Origin of the sequence: Streptomyces sp. NPDC059224, assembly GCF_042754285.1 — a bacterium.
In the GTDB taxonomy this organism is placed as follows: Bacteria; Actinomycetota; Actinomycetes; order Streptomycetales; family Streptomycetaceae; genus Streptomyces.
In genome coordinates this window covers 1-22,567 of sequence record NZ_JBHZAN010000012.1, presented here as the reverse complement: position 1 = coordinate 22,567, position 22,567 = coordinate 1, and the positions used below count along the sequence as shown (strand labels likewise).

Here is a 22,567-nt window from a genome sequence, read left to right as displayed (position 1 = left end):
CCACGTCACAGTTCTGTGCCGGGCCGAGGTGACCCTTGTTCACTTTCGTCCGCCCCTGCCTAAGGTGACCACCGCGGTTACGGATCTTGACCGGGTCCGGACTCCGCGAGCATCTGACTGACGCACAGGGGGGCGTTTTCGTCATGGGGGAACGATCTGTCATGCCTCGGCGCGGGCCGGCACGGTCCGTCGCCGCGGTCCTGGCCGCCGTCGGGGTCGTCGCCGGGGTGCTGCTCGGCAGGCCGGGGCTGGATTCGGTGCCGGGGTGCGGGACGTCAGGGGACCTCTATCCGTCGCAGACGGCCAAGGACTGGGTGTCGTACGCCGATCATGTCGTCGTCGCCGGCCCGGTCCGGGAACAGGAGACCAACCGGCAGAACTACCGCAAGGGACCGATCGCGTACGCGATGGACCGTCGGGTGAGTTTCCGGACCGACAGCCGGCTGTGGTCGCGCAGCTCGCCCCGGCACGCCGTCGGGCGGGACTTCGACATGGTCGCGCCGGGCTGGGAGGTCCACCGGGCCGGCGGCACCCGGGTGGCGCAGACGGCCACCGACGCGCCCCGGCTCGAGGTCGGCCACACCTATCTGCTCGCGCTGCGCTGGCGCGAGGGCGGCTGGGTGGTCCTCGGCGAGGGCGGGGCCGTCCCCTTCGACGACCACACCGGAGACCAGGGCGAGTGGTGCGGAAGGGTGCTGAGCAAGGAGGACGTCGCGGAGGGCGAGCGGTTCTCCCGGCACGACGACCACAGCGTGGAGAAGGCGGTGCTCGGCCGGAACGAGGACGCCGTCAGGCGCGCCCTGGCCCACGCCGGACGCGACTGAACCGGTCGCGGACCTCTCCCCCCGGGCCCGCGGAAGGACCGTCCGCCCGTCGTGCGGCTCGACTCGCGCCCCCGGCCGGCGCCCGGCCCCCGTGCCGGACGCCGCCCCGACTCGCCGGCCAGGACTGCACCTTCACTCCCCCGTCACCCGGCCGCAGCCTCGACGCCCGCCCGCCGGACGCGGGTGCCCGGCCCACCAGGCCCGCGGAGCCGCTCGCAGGCCCCTTCGCACCCACCCGCCCAGGTCTTCACGTCCGCACACCGCCCCACCGGTCTCGTCCCGCCCGGCCCTCCGGTACACAGACGCCCACATCTCCCCCACTCAAATGGCATGAACCGTTCACTCGTTCTCCATATTCGACGTGCTGGTGCGCAAGGAACCGGCCATTGACTCTGTCCGCGCGGCACCCCAACTCGGGGCCGTGCGGGGAGATTCATTTCGTATAGGGGGGACACAGTGGTGTCCACACTCGAGGGTTCCGCCGGGGCGGAATCCGAAAGACCCGTGCCCAGGCGGCTGTCCGCCGCCCGAGGGCTCGGGGACCGGGCGTTCCGGTACCAGTTGACGGCCACGGGCGGCATCGTCCTCGCCATCATGGCCGCCGTAGGGCTGTTCCTGCTGCTCCGGGCCGGGCAGGCGCTGCGGGCCAGAGGCGTCTGGGCCTTCCTCACGACCGCCGAATGGCAGCCGGACGTGCACAGGTTCGGCATCGCGGCCGTGCTCACCGGCACGCTGCTCATCGCCGCCGTCGCCGTCACCATCAGCGTGCCGCTGGCCATCGGCACCGCCCTGTTCATCTCGGACGTGGCGCCCCGGCCCCTGCGCCGCACGCTCGTCACGATGGTGGACCTGATGGCCGCCGTGCCGTCCGTGGTCTACGGCCTGTGGGGGCTGTTCTTCCTCCAGGAGCATGTGATCGGGCTGTCCCGCTGGCTGTCGGACTGGCTCGGGTGGATCCCGTTCCTGCACGTCGACGGCGTCCGGCCGGGCGAGCCCCTGGCCTCCCAGAGCGTCTACACCGCCTCCACCTTCGTCGCCGGGATCGTCGTCGCCCTGATGGTCGCGCCGATCCAGTGCTCGGTGATGCGCGAGGTGTTCGCCCAGGCACCGGCCGGTGAACGCGAGGGCGCCTACGCGCTCGGCGCCACCCGCTGGGGCATGATCCGCGCGGTCGTACTGCCGTACGGCATGGGCGGGATCATCGGCGGCACCATGCTGGGCCTGGGCCGGGCGCTCGGCGAGACCATCGCGGTCTACCTGATCATCTCCCCGGTCTTCGCGATCCAGCCGCACATCCTGCAGACCGGCGCGAACTCGGTCTCCTCCCTCATCGCCCTGCACTACGGCGATGCCTCCACCTTCGGCATGTCGGCGCTGATGGCCGCGGGCCTGGCGCTGTTCCTGCTCACCCTGGCGGTCAACTTCACCGCCTCCTCGATCGTGGCGCGGTCACGGTCCGGCGCGCAGAGCGAGGCGTGACGATGACCGTCGTAGACCTTGAGAAGAACGTTCCGCGGGACGCCCCCCGTAACGGCACCGCGGTCCGCACCCAGGTCGCCGCCGCGGACGACTCCGCCGCCGGGCTCCCCGACGTCCCGCGCCGGATCGGCGGGCTCACCCGCTCCGGGGTGCTGTCGCTGCTCGGCGCCGCCGCCTCCGGGCTGTGCACCGCCGTCCTGCTCTTCGGCGAACTCGCGCCGTTCTCCGGGGCCCTGGGGTTCTTCGTCACCGCATACCTTTCGTTCCTCGGTGTCTACGCGGTGTTGACAGGCCTTGAGGAGGACGGCCAGGCGGTACGGGACCGGGTGATGACCGTCGTCCTGTGGACCGCGGGCGGGCTGATGTTCTGCGCGCTCGCCATGGTCGTCGGCTTCACCGCGTGGCGTGGCCGGGAGGCCCTGCCGCACGGCAACTTCTTCACCCAGGACATGCAGGCGGCAGGCCCCCTCGACCCGCTGACCCACGGCGGCATCGCGCACGCCATGCTCGGCACCGTCATCATGATCACCATCGCGCTGGCGATCACGGTCCCGCTGGGCCTGGCCTGCGCGGTGTACCTCAACCAGATCCGCGGCCGTTTCTCGCGGTTCGTCCGGACGATCGTCGAGGCGATGACCGCGCTGCCGTCGATCGTGGCGGGCCTGATGGTGTACGCGGTCTGGATCCTCGGCCTCGGCATGCAGAAGTCTGGTCTGGCGGCGGGCTTCGCGATCAGCGTGATGATGCTGCCGATCGTGATCCGCGCGGCGGACGTGGTGCTGCGCCTGGTGCCGGGCACGCTGACGGAGGCGTCCGAGGCGCTCGGCGCCCCGCGCTGGCGGACGGTCTGGCACGTGGTCCTGCCCACGGCCCGCTCCGGCCTCGCCACCGCCGTCATCCTCGGCACGGCCCGCGGCATCGGCGAGACCTCCCCGGTCCTGCTGACGGCGGGGTACACGGCGGCGCTCAACGCCGACCCGACGAGCGGCCCGATGGTCTCCCTCCCGCTCGCCGTCTTCAACTTCGTCAAGTCCCCCGAGCCCACGATGATCGCCCGCGGTTTCGGTTCGGCGGCTGTCCTGATGGCACTGGTCCTGGTCCTCTTCGCGATCGCCCGCGTGATCGGTGGCCGCGGCCCCGGCCACCAGAACAGGCGCCAGGCGAAGAGGGCGGCGAGGGCGTCCCGCCGGGACGCCCGGAGATTCACCGAACTCCACACGCCGGGGCTGGAGTTGTTCGAGACCGACAGCCCCGACGACTCGGGCGGGAGCAGCGCGCCAAGGGGCGCGGGGAACGGCTCGACGAACCCCACCCCACCCGCACCCGACAACGAGACCGAACACGGCCCCACGGACGGAGACCGTCACTGATGTCCAGCCCTGTCATCAACATCCTGAGACGGCTGGGCATCCTCGCCGCGCTTCTCAGCATCCTGAGCCCCCTCACCGTCATCGGCATCGCCCAGAACGCGTCCGCCGACAGCTACACCCCCATCGCGGGCGCCGGCTCCACCTGGGCCGAGAACGCCGTCGACGAATGGCGCCGTGCCGTCAACCAGTACGGCATGCGGATCAGCTACGCCGGCACCGGTTCGTCGGACGGCCGCCGCCAGTTCCTCTCCGGCACCGTCGACTTCGCCGTCTCCGACATCCCGTTCCAGACGAACCCCACCGACGGCAGCGCGGCCGAACGCCCCGCGAGCGGCTCCTACGCCTACATGCCGATCGTGGCGGGCGGCACCGTCTTCATGTACCACCTCACCGTCAACGGCAAGCGGGTCACCAACCTCCGCCTCTCCGGCGACGTGGTCACCAAGATCTTCACCGGGGCGATCAAGACCTGGGACGACCCGGTGATCAAGGCCGACAACCCCGGGCTCCAGCTGCCGCACCGCACCATCGTCCCGGTGGTCCGCTCGGACGGCTCCGGCTCCACGGCCCAGTTCACGATGTGGATGGCGAACCAGCACAAGTCACTGTGGAACGCCTACTGCGCGAAGGTCGGCCGCTCGGGCTCCTGCGGCCAGACCTCGTACTACCCCACCGTCTCCGGCATGATCGCCCAGTCCGGTGACCTCGGTGTCGCCGGTTACGTCGCCCAGAACTACGGCGAGGGCGCGATCGGGTACGTCAACTACTCGTACGCCATCAACGCCCGGTATCCCGTGGCGAAGGTGCTGAACCACGCGGGCTACTACACCGAACCGACTCCGTCGAACGTGGCGGTCTCCCTGCTCAAGGCGAAGATCAACACCGACAGGAGCTCCGCGGACTACCTCACCCAGCAGCTCGACGGCGTCTACAACGACACCGACAAGCGCAACTACCCGCTGTCCAGCTACTCGTACATGATCCTGCCGCTGAAGGTGCAGGGCACCTTCACCAAGGAGAAGGGCAAGACGCTGGGCGCCTTCTCCTACTACTTCATGTGCCAGGGACAGCAGCAGGCCCCGAAGCTCGGCTACTCGCCACTGCCGATCAACCTCGTCCAGGCCGGCTTCGACCAGATCCGCCGGATCCCGGGCGTGGAGACGCAGAACATCAACATCAAGAACTGCAACAACCCGACCTTCACCGCCAACGGCCAGAACCGGCTCGCCCAGACCGCGCCCTACCCCGCGGCCTGTGACAAGAAGGGTGCCGCGCCCTGCACCACGGGCACCGGCGGCACCAAGGCGAACTCGGGCAGCAGCAGTGGCGGCACCTCCGGCGGCAGCGGCGGCTCCACGTCCGGCGGCGCGACCGGCACGGGCGGCGACGGCGGCGGTACCGGCGGAAGCAGCGCCACGCCCTCCGTCGACCCCGACACCGGCCAGACCGTCTCCCCGGACGGCACCGGTTCGGGCGGCTCCGGCTCCGGCGGTGGTACGGCCGCCGCCGGCACGGTCGCCCTGGCCCAGCCCGTCGCCGTGGCCACCGCGCACGGCTGGACCGCCACCCAGACGCTGATGCTGCTGGCCGCGGTCCTGGTCCTCGGTCTGCTCCTGCTGCCGTCACTGGTCTCCCGCCTGGTCGGCGGCAAGGGCAACGGCCGCTCGGACGAGGGGGGTTCGCGATGAGACGGCGGATCAGGAACGCCCTCGTCCGGTTGCTGGCCGGCGCCACCGTCGGTGCCCTCGCCGGTCTCGCCGTGGCCCAGGCGGCCCCGTCCGCCACCGCGGCGGGCGGCGCCGGATCCGCCGTGACGGTGTCCGGACGCGGCGAGTTCGAGGACATGAAGTTCACGGTCAGCCAGACCACGCACCTCACCAGCCAGGCCATCTCGGTGAGCTGGTCCGGCGGCGCGCCGACCACCTTCGCCGGCTCGCAGTTCAACACCGGTTTCGTGCAGATCATGCAGTGCTGGGGCGACGACGACGGGACGGTCCCGTCCAACCCCGGCCCGTCACGCACCCAGTGCCAGTTCGGCGCCTCCCCCACCACCAACCGCGGTGGCTGGCCGGGCAACGGGCAGGACGACACCCGGCAGATCTTCTACAGCGCCGACCCGGCCAACTACGGCCAGGACGACCGGTACGGCGCCGCCAACCCCAACGCCCCCGGCGAGGTCCCCTTCAAGTCGGTGGACGGCACCACGATCACCAGGAACACCCAGAACAACCCGCTCTTCAACTACAACACCACCAACGAGGTCGACTTCGCCCGTACCAGCGCCGACGGCACCGGCCAGGAGTACTTCGAGGTCCAGACCGCCAACGAGGCGCCGCACCTGGGCTGCGGCGTCCCCGTCACCACCGACGGTGTCACCCGGCCCCGCTCCTGCTGGCTGGTGATCGTCCCGCAGGGCAGCCTCGACCTGGACGGCAAGCCGTACGCGGACCAGAGCCACGTCAACGCGGGCTCCCCGGTCTCCTCGACCAACTGGAAGAACCGCGTCGCCGTCAGGCTGGACTTCAACAGCGTGGGCACCAACTGCGCCCTCGGCTCCGACGAGCGCCCGACCACGGGCAGCGAGCTGGCAGCCGACGCGATGACCAGCTGGCAGGCCAAGCTGTGCACGGAGGGCAAGGTCTACAGCTACACCGAGTACGGCGAGCCCAACACCCGGGCCCGGCTCATCTCGGACGGCTCCAGCGGTCTCGCCTTCACCACCCGCAGACTCGGCGCCGACCCGGGCACCAGCGCGCCATCGGGTACGACGGCCTACGCCCCGGTCGCACTGAGCGGGGCCGTCATCGGGTTCACGATCGAACGCAGACCCAGGTCCACGGCGCCGGAGAGCGTGCAGAAACTCGCCGGCACCAAGGTCGAGTCGATCAAGCTCAACCCCCGTCTGCTGGCCAAGCTGCTGACCGAGTCCTACCGCAACTCCACCTGGGGTTCGGTGCTCGACAGCGGAGTGGCCAAGGGGTACGGCTGGGCGGAGAACAACCCGGCGGGACTCGCCTCCGACCCCGAGTTCATCTCCCTGAACCCCGAGTTCGCCGACCTCTCGGTCGCCGAGACGCCGGCCACCGACACCGACCTGATGACCTCCCTGGGCCACACCGACACCGCCCGCGCGCTCTGGCAGTGGATCGTCGCCGACAAGGCCGCCCGGCAGTTCCTCTCCGGTGTCCCCGACGACGACGGGATGCGGGTCAACCCGTACTACAGCACCAACGCGGACCTGAACCCGTCCGGCGCCGCCTTCGACCCGTCGAACACCGACGAGTACCCGAAGAACGACCCCTGGTGCACGGTCCCGCCCGGCTCCGGCGCCCCCGACGACGACAAGCAGTGCATGACCGACTTCCACCCCTACGTGGACGACATGCACGCCGGCGCCCTGCACACCCGGCGCGCGGACACCCTCTGGAAGTCCAGCTGGGACCCGCTGGCCACCCCGCCGGCGTACAGGAGCGTCGGTCCGCAGACGGTCGGCTCACGCTTCGTGATCACGGTGACGGACGTGGCCTCCGCCGCCCGCTACGGTCTGCAGACCGCCGAACTGGAGAACAGCGCGGGCAGGTTCGTCGCCCCGACCGCGGCGAGCCTGACCGCGGCCGCCGCGACCGCCTCAGGCACCGGCGTCGCCGAGATCACCCCGGCGAACGCCACGGCGAAGGGCGCCTATCCGCTGGCCCAGCTGGTCTACGCGGCGGTCCGTCCCGGCAAGGTGACCAAGGCCGCCCGCGAGGACTACGCCGCCCTGCTGCGGTACGCGGCGGCCACCGGACAGACCTCGGGCTCCGACCCGGGCAAGCTGCCCGTCGGCTACGCCCCGCTCTCCCGGAAACTGCGGGCCCAGGCCGTCAAGGCGGCGGACGCGCTGATCCGCTACACCGGCCCGAGTCCCGCCGACGACGGCTCGGCCGACGGCGGCGGCACGGACACCTCCGGTGACGGCGCGTCCGGCTCCGCCGGGGACACCGCAGGCGCGGGCGCGGTCGGCGGCACCGGCACCGGGGACCCCGCCGGCGGTGCTTCGCCGAGCCCGTCGGCGTCGTTCGACGGCGGCAGGTCGCTGGAGACCACCGCGGCCGGCAACACCCCGGCCGACCCGGCCAACCCGCTGCGGTACGCCGTTCCGGCGGGGGCCGCGCTGGGGGCGGCCGCCGGTGTCGGAGCGCCCTTCGCGGGCGGCAGCCGGCTGCGGCTGCCACTGCGCCTGCCGCTGCCCGGCGGACGGGCCGTGACCGTCGTACCCGGACTACCGGAGCTGTCGCGGCGACTGCGCCGCCTGCTCCCGTAGCCCCCGAGCGCCCCGCGCGCTCCCCACAGACGACCGCCCGCCCCGAAAGGCAGTCGGGGCGGACGGTCTGCACCACCCTGCCAGATCCCTCAGCAACACCCCAGCTAGCTCTCGTCAGGAGACTCTCGATGCGCAATCTGCGCTCCTCGGCGGCGCTCGTCGCCGCGGCCGTGGTGGCCGGCGGCCTGGCCCTCGCCACCCCGGCGATCGCCGACCCCGCCCCCGCGGGCACCTTCCGCCAGCTGGTCGGCGTGGGCTCGGACACCACCCAGGACGTGGTCAACGCCCTGGCCGGCGACACCGTCAACGGCACCAGCTACTCCGCCACCGCCGTGAAGTCGGCGAACGGCGCGGGCGTCGCCTCGTACGACGCGATCGAGCCCGGCACCGGCTCCACCACGTCCACCATCGTCACCCGCCCCGGCGGCGCGCCGTTCGCCCGCCCGAACGGCTCCGGCAACGGCCAGAAGGCGCTGTCCGCGTCGCTGACCGGCGACAAGTTCCCGGCCAGCACCGGTACCGTCATCAAGGGCCAGGTCGACTTCGCCCGCTCCTCCGGCGGTCCGTCCGCCACCGGATCCGCTCTCACCTACGTTCCGATGGCCCGCGACGCCGTCGGTGTCGCGGTCAGGGGCTCGGGCCTGGACTCGCTGACCAAGCAGCAGCTGTTCGAGATCTACTCCGGCTCGCTCAAGGAGCTGAACGGCCAGACCCTGCACCCGAAGATCCCGCAGGACGGCTCGGGCACCCGCAAGTTCTTCCTCGCGGCGATCGGCATGTCCACCACGCCGCTCGGCGCGAACGTCCAGGTCGTCCAGGAGAACCAGGCCAACGCGGCCCTCACCGAGGACGGCGCGCTCGTCCCGTTCTCCGTGGGCTCCTGGATCGCCCAGAACAACGGCGTCTCCCCCGACTACAGCAAGGCCGCCGCCGCGGCCGGCGGCCACCTGGCCTCCATCACGCTGCCGGGCGACGACGGTGCCACCAGCCCGGTCACCACGGTGAACGGCAAGCTGGCCCCGGTCCAGGCCTACTACGAGAACTCGACGTTCGGCCGTGACGTCTACAACGTCGTCCCGAGCCGCGCGATCGACCCGACCAGCGTCTTCTTCGACAAGGACCTGTACGACATCTTCGTCACCAGCGGCAGCCACACCGCCCAGCTGGCGTCGGAGAGCGCGGAGAAGGTCATCTCGGCCTTCGGCTTCGTCAACGAGCCGTACAACGGCTCCGTCAACCTGCAGGCCAAGCACGCCCTGCAGGGTGGCCTGGAGGGCCTTTCCTCCAGCAACACGGTGCCGGCCGCGCCCGTCCTGAAGGCCACCGTGGGCGACGCCAGCCTGAAGCTGTCCTGGACCGCCCCGGCCGCCACCCCGCTGGCGCTGAGCGACTACCGGGTGACGCTGACGGACGCGGACGGCGGGGTCGTCGCCACCAAGGACGTCCCGGCCACCACCAAGACGTACTCCTTCACCGGCCTGGCCAGCGGCACCTACACCGCCACGGTCACCGGCTACAACATCATCGGTGCCGGCTCGGACGCCACGTGGAAGGGCGCCGTCAAGTACGCCAGCACCACCAAGGCCACCACCGCCACCACCGCCTACGGCAAGACCCCGAAGGTCGCCGTCACGGTCACCGGCTCGCACGGCGTCAAGCCGACCGGCAAGGTCACCGTCAAGGACGGCACCACGGTCGTCGGCACCGGCACCCTGGACTCGTCCGGCAAGGTCTCCATCGGCCTGTCGAACCACCTCAAGGTCGCCACGCACTCGCTGTCGGTGTCCTACCCGGGCACCTCCAAGCTCAACGCGTCCTCCTCGCTCGTCTCCCTGAAGATCACCAAGGCGTCGGCGGCGGTCTCCGCCTCGCACCCCACCTCGGTGAGCCACACCGCCAAGGGCAAGGTCACCGTCAAGGTCACCGCGACCGGCACCACCCCGGGCGGCACCGTCCGCATCTACCAGGGCACCAAGGTCATCGCGACCGGCACCCTGAGCGGCGGCCACGTCACCGTCACCCTGCCGAAGCTGTCCAAGGGCAAGCACACCCTGCACGCGTTCTACGTCGGTTCCTCGACCGTGAACCCGAAGACCGGCGCCAACTTCAGCATCACCTCCAAGTAACCCTCTGACGGGCCCGCCGGGAGCCTCAGCGCTCCCGGCGGCCCCGCACGCGTCTTCTGAAGGAGGCGGGCCCCGTGACCGTCGCCGTACCGACACCCAAAGCTCTGGCCGCGGCCGTGCCGCGCACGCCCGTCCGCAGCGTCACCTTCGTCCGTCACCTCTCGCGCGGCGGACTGCTCAGCCTCGCCGCCCTGCTGCTCGGCATCACCGTGCAGCTGCTGGTGGTCAGCGGGGCCCAGCAACACGCCGCACAGCACGCCGACTTCGACCAGTTGAGGGAGCAACTCGCCCTCGGCACCGCCCCGGTGGCCCAGACCGGGCAGGACGGCAAGCTGCTGGCACCGGGCACCCCGCTCGCCCTCGTGAAGATTCCGAAGCTGGGAATGAGCCAGGTCGTCCTGGAGGGCACCGACTCCTCCGTGCTGACCGACGGCCCCGGGCACCGCCGGGACACCCCGATGCCCGGCCAGGCCGGCACCAGCGTGCTGATGGGCCGGGCGGGGGCGTACGGCGGCCCGTTCGGCAGGCTCTCCGAGCTGACCAGCGGTGACACCTTCACCGTGATCACCGGCCAGGGCAAGGCGAACTTCCAGGTCATCGACGTACGACGGGCCGGGGACCCGGCGCCGACCGCGCTCGCCGCCGGGAAGGGCCGCCTGGTGCTGATCACGGCGACGGGCCCGAAGTTCGCCCCCTCGGGCATCCTGCGCGTCGACGCCGATCTGGTCTCCGAGGCGTTCCAGACCCCCTCGGCCGTGATCCGCGCCGGCACCCTGCCGTCCTCCGAGGAACCCCTCGCCCGCCCCTCCGGGGTGCCCTGGCCGCTGGTGATGTGGCTGCAGGCGCTGCTGCTCACCGCCGTGGCCGCCGTCTGGACCTGGCACCGCTGGGGCCGCCACCAGACATGGATCGTCTTCGCCCCGGTCGTCGCGGTACTCGGCCTCCAGGTCGCGACGCGGACCACCGAACTGCTGCCGAATCTGCTGTGAACCAGGTGAATGAGATGACCGAGACCGCGACGACCGAGTTCGCCGTGACCGACACCGCCGTGACCGACACCGCCGTACTGCCCGCCGTCCCGCTGGTGGACGGCCCCGCTCCCGCCACCCTCGAAGCCCGTGCCGTCTCCGCCTGGTTCGGCTCCCACCAGGTACTCAGCCAGGTGTCGCTGACCATGCCCGCGGGCGAGGTCAGCGCGCTCATCGGCCCGTCCGGCTGCGGCAAGTCGACGTTTCTGCGCACCCTCAACCGGATGCACGAGATGATCCCCTCGGCGCAGTTCGGCGGCGAGGTGCTCTTCGAGGGCGAGGACATCTACGACCCGTCCTGGCGTCTGACCGACGCGCGCCGCAGGATCGGGATGGTCTTCCAGAAGCCGAACCCGTTCCCGGCGATGTCGATCTACGACAACGTGGTGGCGGGCCTGAAGCTGACCGGCACGAAGGTGAACCGCCGGGACAAGGACCAGCTGGTCGAGGAGTCCCTGACCCGCGCGGGCCTGTGGAAGGAGGTCCGCGACCGGCTCCGTCAGCCCGGTGGCGCCCTCTCCGGCGGCCAGCAGCAGCGCCTGTGCATCGCGCGTGCGCTGGCGGTCCGCCCGCGGGTGCTGCTGATGGACGAGCCGTGCTCGGCCCTGGACCCCACCTCCACCCGCCGTGTGGAGGAGACCATCCAGGACCTGGCCGGCCAGGTCACGATCGTGATCGTCACGCACAACATGCAGCAGGCGGCCCGGGTCTCCCAGCAGTGCGCGTTCTTCCTCGCCGAGCAGGGCACCCCGGGCGGCATCGTCGAACACGGCGCCACGGACGCCGTGTTCAGCTCCCCGCAGGACCAGCGCACGGCCGACTACGTGGCGGGCCGGTTCGGCTGAGCCGGCTCAGCAGTACGGCGGCTGGCTGGTGAGCGAGGCGGCCACCCGCATCCAGACGCCGAACTGCCGGTAGAGCGCCGGGAGCCGGCCACGGGCCTGGACGGTACGGCTGTCCGTGGCCGTGACTCCCGGGATGCCGAGCAGCACGGCGGGCACCGAGGCGGACTGCCAGCGCACGGAGAGGGCCGACTCCCCTTCGGGCGCGGCGGGCCGCTTCGGCGCGGGCGACAGGGCCTCGGCGACGGTCTCCTCGATCGCCCGGCGGGCCTCCTCGGCCGGGCGCAGCTCGGCGGCGAACCGGTCCCGGGCGTACTTCACGGGGACGGTGGCGACCGATTCGTCCCATGCCGTCATCTCGGCGCACGCCGTGTCGTCACCCGTGAGTGCCACGACGGGCACGCCGAGCGCCCCGGCGGTGGCATGCGCGAGCCCGATCTCTCCGACCGGCCTCCCGTCCAGCCAGATGTCCTCGATCTCGTGCCCCATGAAGCTGTGGCTGAGGACGCCGAGGGCGCCGGCCCGGGCGTGGTAGCCGACGAGCACCGCCGCGTCGTCCTGTGCGGTGAGCCCCTCCAGCATGGTCATCTTCTTCGGCTTGCCGCGGACCAGCCGCGCGGCGGGGTGCAGGGCCTCGGGGAGCAGGTTGCGCATGGGGCCGTGGGCGTCGTTGACGAGCACCTCGGTCGCCCCGGCGGTGACCGCCCCGCGTACGGCGGCGTTCACGTCCTGCGCCATCATCGAACGGCCGCGCTCGTAGTCCCGGCCGTCGGGCTGCACATCGTCCCGGTCGACGAGCCCGGTGATGCCTTCCATGTCCACGCTGATGTAGATACGCACGTCCTGAGGCTATCCGGACCCTACGTATTGTAGGTTCCCCATCGGTCACGGCGGCTCGTCAGCTCATCGGGGGTACTCATGCAGGGCACGGACGCAACGGAGACGCGGCGCAGCCTCGCCCCCACGGTGGCGATGCTGGTGGCGAGCCTGCTGATCGCGGCGGTGGGTGTGTACGAGCTGTCCGGCTTCGGCCTGCACAGCCTCGACCGGCGCCCGCACCTGTTCAGCGACGGGCTGGCCACCGGCGGGGTGATCGTCGCGGCGGTGGCGGCCGGGGCGGCGATCGGGAACCTCGCGTGGGTGCTGGCGGCCCGGCGGCGGGCCGAGCGGGAGTGCCCGTAAGAGGACCCTCCGCACATTCACACCGTATTCCGCACCGCTTCCGCACCAGGACCGGTCGCTTCACCGCCTCCCGCCGTTACCCTACGGACTGTAGGGTCAGCCCCCTCCGTCATCGTCCCCGTCCCCCAAGGTGACCGGTCCCCATGCCCGCACAGCAGTCGACCCTGGCCCCCGCGCGCGCGTCCGCCGACCGCCGCGGTCCCGCCGCCACCCCCGGCGGCGCCCTCCGCAGGCGGGCCGCCGACGCCACCGTCTGGTACCTGCGGCTGATCGCCGTACTGAACATAGCGGCGGTCATGTCCCTGCCGTTCCGGCACGAGGTCGACGAGCACAACAACGGGCGCCTCACCCTGCACCTGCACCGGCAGCACGCCCACCACTCCGGCCAGTTCTTCACGCCGTACCTGGCCACGGCGGGCCTGGTCTCGGCGGCCCTCGCCATCTTCTTCGTGCTGGTGATGCGCCGCCGCAAGCGCGCCGCCTGGGTGGTCAACGTCGTCCTGTCCACCCCCCTGTTCGTCCTCTACGTCCTCGCCCTCACCCAGCACGAGTACCGCGCTCACGCCTTCAACTGGGTCTCCGCCGCGCTCACCGGTCTCTTCGTGGCCGCGCTGCTGATCGGCCGCCGGGAGTTCGACGCGGTCGGCGACCCCTCGAACCCGAGGCTGGCGCTGGCGGTCGGCGTCGGCGGCGTCGCCGTCACCGGCGTCCTGGGCACGCTCCTGGTCCATGTCACGAACAGGTTCCACGGCGCCACCCTCTCCGACGAGATCGCCTACACGCTCCTGCGCGGCATCAGCGTCGGCCCGCTCGCCGACCAGGTCACCGCGGTGCACGCCTCCCGCTGGACCGACATCGTCATCAACGTCCTCCTCGCCGCCGCCTTCTGCCTGGTCCTGTACGCCGGCTTCCGCTCCCCGCGCGGCCGCCGCCTGCTCAGCGCGGAGGACGAGACGAGGCTGCGGGGTCTGCTGGACCGGCACGGCGCCCGCGACTCCCTCGGCTACTTCGCCCTGCGCCGCGACAAGATGGCGATCTTCTCGCCCACCGGCAAGGCGGCGGTCACCTACCGCGTCGTCGGCGGCGTCAGCCTGGCCTCGGGCGACCCGATCGGCGACCCGGAGGCGTGGCCCGGCGCGATCGACGCGTGGCTGACGGAGGCCCGGCAGCACGCGTGGACGCCCGCCGTCATGGGTGCGAGCGAGGAGGCGGGCACCATCTACGCCCGGCACGGCCTGGACGCCCTGGAACTGGGCGACGAGGCGATCGTCGACATCGCCGACTTCACCCTCGAAGGGCGCGCGATGCGGGTGGTCCGCCAGGCCCACAACCGGGTCCGCCGGGCCGGCTACACGGTCCGCGTCCGCCGCCACGAGGACATCCCGCCCGCCGAGATGTCCCTCCTGACGGAACGGGCGGACCGCTGGCGCGACGGCACCACGGAACGCGGCTTCTCGATGGCGCTCGGCCGCCTCGGCGACCCGGCGGACGGGCGCTGCGTGATGCTGGAGTGCCGGGACGCCGACGACGTGCCCCGCGCCCTGCTCAACTTCGTCCCCTGGGGCGAACACGGCCTCTCCCTGGACCTGATGCGCCGCGACCGCGACGCGGAGAACGGCCTGATGGAGTTCATGATCGTGGAACTCCTCCTCAAGGCACCCGAGCTGAAGGTGGACCGGGTCTCCCTGAACTTCGCGATGTTCCGCTCGGTCTTCGAACGCGGCTCCCGCCTCGGCGCGGGCCCGGTCCTGCGCCTCTGGCACGCCACCCTCACCTTCTTCTCCCGCTGGTGGCAGATCGAGTCCCTGTACCGCGCGAACGCCAAGTACCGCCCGATATGGGAACCCCGCTACCTCCTCTTCGCCCGCAGCAGCGACATCCCGAGGATCGGCCTGGCCAGCGCCCGCGCGGAGGGCTTCCTCACGGTTCCCTGGGGGGCGTGACCGGTTCAGGCGCGCTGCGCCCCGCCCCCCGCCAGCCCTCCGCCCACCGTGAAGCCGATCACCGCGCCGCCGCCCGCCCGGCGGAACGCGAAGGGGGCGCCGCCGTGGGCCATCGCCACCTCGCGGACGATGGACAGGCCGAGGCCGGAGCCGGGCAGGGAGCGGGCGTCGGCGGCACGGTAGAAACGGTCGAAGATCCGGATCAGGTCGCCCTCGGCGATTCCGGGACCGCGGTCGAGGACCTCGACGCGGACCGTGCCCGGCCGGGCGGGCCCGGTGACGCTGATCTCGATGGGCGCCTTGCCGTCCCGGTCGAACTTGGCCGCGTTCTCGACGAGATTGGAGACGGCCCGCTGGAGCATGCCGGGGCGGCCGTCGGTGGTCGTGTCGCCGACGGCGCGCAGCAGGATCTCGCGGCCGGTACGGCGGCGGGCCAGCCCGGCGACGTCCTCCGCGACGTCGGCCAGGTCCACGCGCTGCGGCGGTTCCATGTCCGACTGCCCGGCCGCGAGGTCGACCAGTTCGTTGACCAGGTCGGTCAGCTCGCGCGCCTCCTGGCCGAGGTCGGCGACGAGTTCGTCGCGGGTGGCGGGCGGCAGTTCGTCGATGCGGCGGAGCAGGGAGATGTTGGTCCGGAGGGAGGTGAGGGGGGTGCGGAGTTCGTGGCCCGCGTCCTGGACCAGACGCCGCTGGTCCTCCTCGGACTGCGCGAGGCGGCCCAGCATCCGGTCGAAGGCCCTGCCCAGCCGGCCCACCTCGTCGAGCCCGGTCACCGGGACCTGGATGCCGAGCTGCCGGGTGCGGGCGACGTCCTCCGCCGCGGAGGTGAGGATCACCAGCCGGCGGGTGATCCGGCGGGCCAGCCACCAGCCGAACAGCCCCGCGGCCACGACCACCGCCGCCATCAGCGCCAACGTCCGCTGCTGGAGCGCCCGCAGCAGGTCCTCCGTGTCGCTGAACTCCTGCGCCACCTGGACCGCGCCCCGGCCGTCGCCGAGCGCCACCGTGGCGATCCGGAACAGGTCGTCGCCGACCCGGACGTCCTTGTGCTGGGCCGTCGTCCCGGCCGCCACGGCCATGGCGGCCGCCCGGTCCGCGTCGGTGACGGGCAGCGCCGGGCTGCCGCGGTCGACGACCTCGCCCCGCGCGCCGAGCACCTGGACGTCGGTGCGGACCGGCCGGACCAGGTCGTGTCCCGGGCGGGAGGAGGAGAAGAAGTCCTCCGGGACCATCCGGTCCTGCTTGACCTCGTCCTGGACGTCGGAGACGACCTGGGTGAACACCGACTGCTCGTCGACGCGGACCAGCCGGGCGGCGGCGTTGTACGACAGGATGCCGACGACGATGGTGACGGCGGCGGTGACGGCCGCGAAGGAGACGACGAAGGTGGTGCGCAGGGAGACGAGTCCGGGCCGGCGTCCGACCAGCACCCGCCGGAGCCGCCGGAGACGGCCCACTCAGTCCTCCCGCAGCACGTAACCCACGCCCCGGACGGTGTGGATCAGCTGCGGGGCGCCGGGCTCGTCGAGCTTGCGGCGCAGGTAGCCGACGTAGACGGCGAGGTTCTTGGAGCCGGGCCCGAAGTCGTAGCCCCAGATCCGGTCGTAGATGGTGGAGTGGTCCAGGACGATCCCGGCGTTGCGGGCGAGCAGTTCCAGCAGCTCGAACTCGGTGCGGGTCAGCTCCAGCTCGCGCCGGCCGCGCCAGGCCCGGCGGGCCTGGAGGTCCATCCGCAGGCCGGCCGCGTCGATCTGCCGGTCGGAGATCTGCGGTTCCCGGCCGGGGTCGGAGGCTACGGCGCCCGGGCCGCCGCCGGTGGTCACCGGGGAGGTGCGCCGCAGCAGGGCACGCAGCCGCGCGAAGACCTCCTCCACGTCGAAGGGCTTGACGACGTAGTCGTCGGCGCCGGCGTCCAGTCCCGCGATCCGGTCGGCGGTCTCGACCAGCGCGGTCAGCATCAGGATGGGGGTGCGGTCGCCCTCGGCGCGCAGGACCCGGCAGACCTGGAGGCCGTCGATGCCCGGCATCATCACGTCGAGGACGAGGACGTCGGGCCGGTCGCGGTGGGCGTGCGCCAGGGCTTCCACACCGTCCGCGACCGCCGTCACCTCATAACCCTCCAGGGTGAGCGCCCGCTCCAGGGCGTGGCGGATGGCGCGGTCGTCTTCGGCGAGCAGCACAGTCTGGGACACAGACCCAGTCTGCCAAGGCCTCCGGCACCAGGCCGGGGTGAGCGGGTCTACGATCACCCTTTTTACCGGGCTCTCACCGTCACAGAGGCAACCGGGCGCGTCCCGTTCCGGGTGCGGGCGGGGGCTGGTCGCACGGTTCCCCGCGCCCCCGAAGGGGCGCTTCCGCAGCCGTGGCGCGCACGGCCGCGGGCAGTCGTGCGAATCCCTCTCAGCCCGCCGCCAGCCGCGCCAGCTGTTCCTCGAACGGCACCACCACCGGCGCGTCCTCCCGCTTCGCGCTGCTCAGCCCCGTCATCAGTGCCGCCAGCTCCCCCGCCGCCCGCTCGATCCGGGCCTCCAGGCCCTCCGCGCCCCAGTCCTCCGACGCCGCGTAGACGCCGGTCGGTACGACCACCGCCCGCAGGTACGCGAACATCGGCCGCAGCGCGTGTTCCAGGACCAGCGAGTGCCGGGCCGTGCCCCCGGTCGCCGCGATCAGCACCGGTTTGCCCACCAGCGCTTCCTTGTCCAGCACGTCGAAGAACGACTTGAACAGGCCGCTGTACGAGGCCGTGAACACCGGCGTGACCGCGATCACGCCGTCCGCCTCCGCCACCGCCTCCAGTGCGGCCGCGAGCCTGCGCCCGGGGAAGCCGTTGGTGAAGTTGTGCGCGATCTCGACCGCGAGGTCGCGCAGCTCCACGACCTCGACCTCGGCACCGGCGGCCTGCCGGCCCACCGCGGCGGCCAGCCGGTCGGCCAGCAGCCGGGTGGACGACGGCACGCTCAGCCCCGCCGAGACGACGACCAGCTTCATGCTCCGGCCTCCTTCTTCTCCGGTTCCGAACCCTGCGAAGCGGCCGCGGCGAGCAGCGAGGCGTGCGTGGGCGCCTCCGGAACGTTCGCCGGACGGCCGTTGGCGAACTCCTTGCGCAGCACCGGTACGACCTCCTCGCCCAGCATGTCGATCTGCTCCAGGACCGTCTTCAGCGGCAGTCCCGCATGGTCGACCAGGAACAGCTGGCGCTGGTAGTCACCGGCGTACTCCCGGAAGGCCAGCGTCTTCTCGATGACCTGCTCGGGCGTGCCGACGGTCAGCGGGGTCTGGTCGGTGAAGTCCTCCAGGGAGGGCCCGTGGCCGTAGACCGGCGCGTTGTCGAAGTACGGCCGGAACTCGCGCACCGCGTCCTGCGAGTTGTGCCGCATGAACACCTGGCCGCCGAGGCCGACGATGGCCTGCTCGGGGGTGCCGTGCCCGTAGTGCGCGTACCTGGTCCGGTACAGCTCCACCATCTGCTTGGTGTGGTCGGCGGGCCAGAAGATGTTGTTGTGGAAGAAGCCGTCACCGTAGTAGGCGGCCTGCTCGGCTATCTCCGGCGAGCGGATCGAGCCGTGCCAGACGAACGGGGCGATCCCGTCCAGCGGCCTCGGGGTGGAGGTGAAGCCCTGCAGCGGCGTGCGGAACTTGCCTTCCCAGTTCACCACGTCCTCGCGCCACAGCCGGTGCAGCAGGGCGTAGTTCTCGATGGCGAGGTTGATGCCCTGCCGGATGTCCTGCCCGAACCACGGGTAGACCGGGCCGGTGTTGCCGCGGCCCATCATCAGGTCCACCCGGCCGTCGGCCAGGTGCTGGAGCATCGCGAAGTCCTCGGCGATCTTCACCGGGTCGTTGGTGGTGATCAGGGTGGTGGAGGTGGAGAGGATCAGCTTCTCGGTGCGCGCGGCGACGTAGCCGAGCATGGTGGTCGGCGACGACGGCACGAACGGCGGGTTGTGGTGCTCGCCGGTCGCGAAGACGTCCAGGCCGACCTCCTCGGCCTTCAGCGCGATCGCGACCATCGCCTTGATGCGCTCCCGCTCGCTCGGCGTCCGGCCCGTCGTGGGGTCCGGCGTGACGTCACCGACCGTGAAGATCCCGAACTGCATGCTCGCTCACCCTCCAGGTTGTTTACGGTTCAACTATACCTGCAGAACGAGACCCCACCCACCGGTATTCCCCCACCGGTACCGCCGGCGGCTCACGCGGCCGGCGGCACCGAGACGGCTCAGCGCGCCGCCCGGAAGGCCCGGCCCGCCGCCGTGGCCGTCGTACCGTCCGTGAACAGCCCGCTGCTCGGCTTCGACGGGTCCGCGCCGAGCCCGAACCACGCGTACCGCTGGACGTACGGCAACGCGTCCAGCGCCTTGGCGGACGCCGTGACGAAGTCCGCCTGCTGCTGCGCGGACGGGAACCGCGTCCCCTGCGAGAAGTCGATCAGCGCGTACTCGGTGAGCCAGATCGGCTTGTGGTACCGCTCGTACACCGAGGCCAGATACGACGTCAGCTGCTGCACGGCCTGCGGGGTGCGGAAGTCGCCGCCGTACCAGTGCAGGGTGATGAAGTCGACCCGGTACCCCTTCGCCCGCGCCCCGGTCATGAACCGGTCCAGCCAGCCGCCGGCCGTGTCCCCGCCGTACGCCACCGCCGGGCTGCCCAGCACCTTGCCCGCCGCCATCAGCCGCGGCCACAGCTCCAGCGCCTGGTCGACCGGCATGTTCGACTGCTGCGCCATGTCGGGCTCGTTGAAGCCCAGGAGGTACGGCCCCGCCGCCCGGGCCTGGGCCAGCGACGCGTCGGTGACGGAGGCGGCGCCCCAGATCATCGGCACGAAGGAGGCCGAACCCGGGGTGGTCACGCCCTGGTGCTGGGTGTTCCAGGTGTAGTACCAGCTCGCCCCGCTCGCGGCCAGCGCCTGGCTCACCCCGTCGAACGACCACACGCCGACGCCCTTGCGGGCGCTGGAGGCGACCCGCACCGCAGGTGCGGTGCGCGGCGACGGCGTGGGCCGGACCGACCGGCTCGGGGACGCGCTCGGCTCGGCGGAGGAGCGGGAAGGCGACGGCGAGGGCGCGTGCGTGGGGCTCGGGGACCCGGCCGCCACCGCCGCCGGTGACGGAGCCGTCCTGGCCACCGGGGCCGACGGGCCCGCCGCCAGCCGGGCCGCGACCAGCGCGGCCACCGCGACGAACACGATGGCCGCCGAGCCGCCGACGACGACGTGCCCGCGCATCCCCCGCCCGGCCCGCCGGGCACGCCGGCCCGGATGCCCGTGCCGCCCGCGGGGAGTCCCGGGACTGCCGGGAGTACGGGGAGTACGGGGAGTACCGGCGGTACTGGCGGTACTGGTGCCACCGGGAGTCCCCGAAGACGCGGTGACGTGGGCGAGCACCCGCGCCGGATCGAGACCGGCCGGCACCGCCACCAGCGGCAGACCGCTCAGCAGCCGGTCCATCGGCAGCAGCCCCCGCTCCAGACCCTCGCACTGCCCGCACCCCCGTATGTGGCGGCCGAACCGCTTGCGCCACAGCGGACTCGGCAGGCCGTCCCACGGCGCGGCGATCTCGTCCAGCCGGGCACAGCGCGGATCGGCGCCCAGCCCGCGCACCACACACCGCGAGACCTCCATCTGCTTCTTCATGCGCTGCACCCGGACGGCGGCGTGCCGGTCGGACAGCCCCAGCGCACCGGCGAGGTCGGCGCGCTCCAGCTCACCGGTCTCCTCAAGCCACCACAGGGACAGCAGCTCCTGGTCGTCCGGGTCGAGCCAGCGCGTCGCCTCGGCGGTCTCCCGGCGCTGCTCGGTCAGGCCCAGCCGCAGGATGGTCAGGCCGGCGAAGTCGAGCGCGGGATCGGTGATCGCCTCCGCGTCGTCCAGCCGGGCCCTGCGGTCCCGATCTGCGGCCCGCAGGGCCTCCCGGTTCCGTACCTGCCGGATCGTGATCGCGACCAGCCAGGACCGCAACGCCGACGGATCCCGCAGCTTCGGCAGCCCGCGCACCATGCGCAACAGCGTCTCCTGTACGACGTCGTCGACGTCGGCGTGACCGTTCAGGGCCCGGCCGACGATGTTGTAGACCAGCGGCAGGCAGTGCGCCACCAGCTGCTCCAGGGCCCGCCCGTCACCCGCGCACGCGGCCGTCACCAGGCCGGGGGCGGGCCCTCTCCGGTGGTTCTCGATCATGTGGGTTCCTCCGCGCAGGGATCCGGCTCTTGGAACGGAGACCCCCCGGGGCACACGAGGACAACAGAAAAACGGGCGGGCCGACGTCGAAACCTGTTCGGTGCGCAATTTATGTTGCGCGGCCGCCGCGCACGAGGTCTCCGAGACGCAGGCACACATCCGGCACAACCCGAGGAAAGGCCCGGGGATGGCACGAGGACAGCGCGGCCGACGCCGACGGCACGGACGACACGGCACGAGAGGGCCGCGACGCGGCTGGTGGTACGCCTCGGCGTCCGCCGCCCTCGCGACGGCCGCCACCGTACTGATCACCTACGGCGCGTGGACACCGTCACCCGCGACCGGCACCGCGCACGCACCGGACCGCCGGGCGGTCACCGCCACCGCCCGCTCCGAACCGCCGGCCGCCCCGCGCACGCCCGCCCCCGGCCACGGCGCGTCCCCGACCGCGTCCCTCACCCACCTGGCCGGGCCGCCGGCCACGACCACCCCGAAGCCGGCCGCCGCGCCCGTACGGCGGACCCCGGCGTCGGCCCCGGCCGGCCGCCGTCTGATCACGGTCGTCAACCGGACCGCCCACCCGGTCTGGGCGGTCGTCACCAACACCTCGGTCTACCCGGCGGGCCGCAGGCTCGCCCCCGGCCGGAGCCTCTCGCTGACCGTGGCCGGCGACTGGGGCGGCCGCGTCTGGGGCCGTACCGGATGCACCGGCACCGCGGCCGGCCCCTGCGCATCCGGCGACTGCACCAGCGTCTGCACCGGCCCCAATCCGCCCACCACCCTGGGCGAGTTCACCTTCGACGCGTACGCGGGCATGGACTTCTACGACGTCAGCATGGTCGACGGCGCCAACCTGCCGATGTACATCAACATCTCCCACACCACGACCACCGACCCGGTCAGCGACACCGGCTGCTACCGGGGCACCTGCACCACGGAGATCGACTGTCCCAAGGCGATGCAGGCCCTCGCCGGCGGCCGGGAGATCGGCTGCAAGCCGCCGTGCGCGGCGTTCGGCGGCGACACGTACTGCTGCCGCGGCGCCTGGGCGGGCCGCGACCACTGCGTCCCCGCCACCTGGCCCGTCGACTACACCCAGGTCTTCAAACGGGCCGCGCCGTACGCCTACTCGTACGCCTTCGACGACGCGGCGACCATGCCCTGCAAGGGAGCCTGCTACTACCGGGTGACCTTCGGAACGACCTAGGTGTATTGCCCTGTGAGGTTGGGGACGCGGCTGGCGGGTGGTTGGCCCTTGAGCGCGGTGTGTCCGCGGTGGTGATTGTAGGTGTGCAGCC

17 protein-coding genes are annotated in these 22,567 nt (G+C 72.1%); 11 read left to right on the top strand and 6 right to left on the bottom strand.

Going from position 1 to position 22,567, the window contains the following annotated elements; genetic code table 11:
* The first annotated feature begins 161 nt into the window (after window positions 1–161).
* From ACFXI4_RS14450 to pstB, 8 genes are all read left to right on the top strand, one after another.
* Window positions 162–824, top strand: a complete 663-nt coding sequence (locus ACFXI4_RS14450; protein ID WP_384990356.1) for a hypothetical protein — start codon at window positions 162–164, stop codon at window positions 822–824.
* A gap of 504 nt (window positions 825–1,328) precedes the next feature.
* Window positions 1,329–2,303, top strand: a complete 975-nt coding sequence (gene pstC / locus ACFXI4_RS14445; protein ID WP_384990354.1) for a phosphate ABC transporter permease subunit PstC — start codon at window positions 1,329–1,331, stop codon at window positions 2,301–2,303.
* Window positions 2,304–2,305: 2 nt separating this feature from the next.
* On the top strand, window positions 2,306–3,673 hold the full coding sequence (pstA, locus tag ACFXI4_RS14440; protein ID WP_384990352.1) for a phosphate ABC transporter permease PstA: 1,368 nt from the start codon (window positions 2,306–2,308) through the stop codon (window positions 3,671–3,673).
* Complete coding sequence (gene pstS / locus ACFXI4_RS14435; protein ID WP_384990351.1) at window positions 3,673–5,361, top strand: phosphate ABC transporter substrate-binding protein PstS; 1,689 nt, start codon at window positions 3,673–3,675, stop codon at window positions 5,359–5,361. Before pstA ends, pstS begins: the two co-directional genes overlap by 1 nt.
* On the top strand, window positions 5,358–7,976 hold the full coding sequence (locus tag ACFXI4_RS14430) for a hypothetical protein (RefSeq protein WP_384990350.1): 2,619 nt from the start codon (window positions 5,358–5,360) through the stop codon (window positions 7,974–7,976). The genes pstS and ACFXI4_RS14430 overlap by 4 nt, the downstream gene beginning before the upstream one ends.
* A 128-nt stretch (window positions 7,977–8,104) precedes the next feature.
* Window positions 8,105–10,102 carry an Ig-like domain repeat protein gene (locus tag ACFXI4_RS14425; protein ID WP_384990349.1) on the top strand — a complete coding sequence of 666 codons (1,998 nt, stop codon included), beginning with the start codon at window positions 8,105–8,107 and terminating at the stop codon, window positions 10,100–10,102.
* A gap of 74 nt (window positions 10,103–10,176) precedes the next feature.
* On the top strand, window positions 10,177–11,091 hold the full coding sequence (locus ACFXI4_RS14420) for a sortase (protein WP_384990347.1): 915 nt from the start codon (window positions 10,177–10,179) through the stop codon (window positions 11,089–11,091).
* Window positions 11,092–11,105: 14 nt separating this feature from the next.
* A complete protein-coding gene (pstB, locus tag ACFXI4_RS14415; protein ID WP_384990346.1) occupies window positions 11,106–11,975 on the top strand; it encodes a phosphate ABC transporter ATP-binding protein PstB in 870 nt (289 codons plus the stop codon).
* 6 nt (window positions 11,976–11,981) lie between these two features.
* Here the strand turns inward: pstB and ACFXI4_RS14410 are convergent, their stop codons facing one another.
* Window positions 11,982–12,812 carry a M55 family metallopeptidase gene (locus ACFXI4_RS14410; protein ID WP_384990344.1) on the bottom strand — a complete coding sequence of 277 codons (831 nt, stop codon included), beginning with the start codon at window positions 12,810–12,812 and terminating at the stop codon, window positions 11,982–11,984.
* Window positions 12,813–12,890: 78 nt separating this feature from the next.
* Here ACFXI4_RS14410 and ACFXI4_RS14405 point away from each other — a divergent pair, with 78 nt between their 5' ends.
* Together ACFXI4_RS14405 and ACFXI4_RS14400 are read left to right on the top strand one after the other, a co-directional pair.
* The gene (locus tag ACFXI4_RS14405; protein ID WP_362723472.1) at window positions 12,891–13,154 is read left to right on the top strand and encodes a hypothetical protein; all 264 of its coding nucleotides are present in this window, start codon (window positions 12,891–12,893) and stop codon (window positions 13,152–13,154) included.
* Window positions 13,155–13,297: 143 nt separating this feature from the next.
* Window positions 13,298–15,097, top strand: coding sequence for a phosphatidylglycerol lysyltransferase domain-containing protein (locus ACFXI4_RS14400; protein WP_384990342.1), 1,800 nt, complete (start codon window positions 13,298–13,300; stop codon window positions 15,095–15,097).
* A 5-nt stretch (window positions 15,098–15,102) separates the two neighbouring features.
* Here ACFXI4_RS14400 and ACFXI4_RS14395 read toward each other — a convergent pair whose 3' ends face one another.
* The 5 genes from ACFXI4_RS14395 to ACFXI4_RS14375 form a co-directional block, all read right to left on the bottom strand.
* Window positions 15,103–16,554 (bottom strand): ATP-binding protein, encoded by a 1,452-nt coding sequence (locus ACFXI4_RS14395; RefSeq protein WP_384990340.1) that lies wholly within the window; start codon window positions 16,552–16,554, stop codon window positions 15,103–15,105.
* Window positions 16,555–17,277 (bottom strand): response regulator transcription factor, encoded by a 723-nt coding sequence (locus ACFXI4_RS14390; RefSeq protein WP_362728547.1) that lies wholly within the window; start codon window positions 17,275–17,277, stop codon window positions 16,555–16,557. It abuts the gene before it with no gap.
* Between the two features lie 220 nt (window positions 17,278–17,497).
* The gene (locus ACFXI4_RS14385) at window positions 17,498–18,085 is read right to left on the bottom strand and encodes an FMN reductase (RefSeq protein ID WP_384990339.1); all 588 of its coding nucleotides are present in this window, start codon (window positions 18,083–18,085) and stop codon (window positions 17,498–17,500) included.
* Window positions 18,082–19,194: an LLM class flavin-dependent oxidoreductase gene (locus ACFXI4_RS14380; RefSeq protein WP_384990338.1), complete on the bottom strand. Its 1,113-nt coding sequence runs from the start codon at window positions 19,192–19,194 to the stop codon at window positions 18,082–18,084. The genes ACFXI4_RS14385 and ACFXI4_RS14380 overlap by 4 nt, the downstream gene beginning before the upstream one ends.
* A gap of 119 nt (window positions 19,195–19,313) precedes the next feature.
* On the bottom strand, window positions 19,314–21,269 hold the full coding sequence (locus ACFXI4_RS14375) for a sigma-70 family RNA polymerase sigma factor (RefSeq protein WP_384990337.1): 1,956 nt from the start codon (window positions 21,267–21,269) through the stop codon (window positions 19,314–19,316).
* A gap of 187 nt (window positions 21,270–21,456) precedes the next feature.
* Here ACFXI4_RS14375 and ACFXI4_RS14370 point away from each other — a divergent pair, with 187 nt between their 5' ends.
* Window positions 21,457–22,476, top strand: coding sequence for a thaumatin family protein (locus ACFXI4_RS14370; RefSeq protein ID WP_384990335.1), 1,020 nt, complete (start codon window positions 21,457–21,459; stop codon window positions 22,474–22,476).
* Window positions 22,477–22,567: the final 91 nt, after the last annotated feature.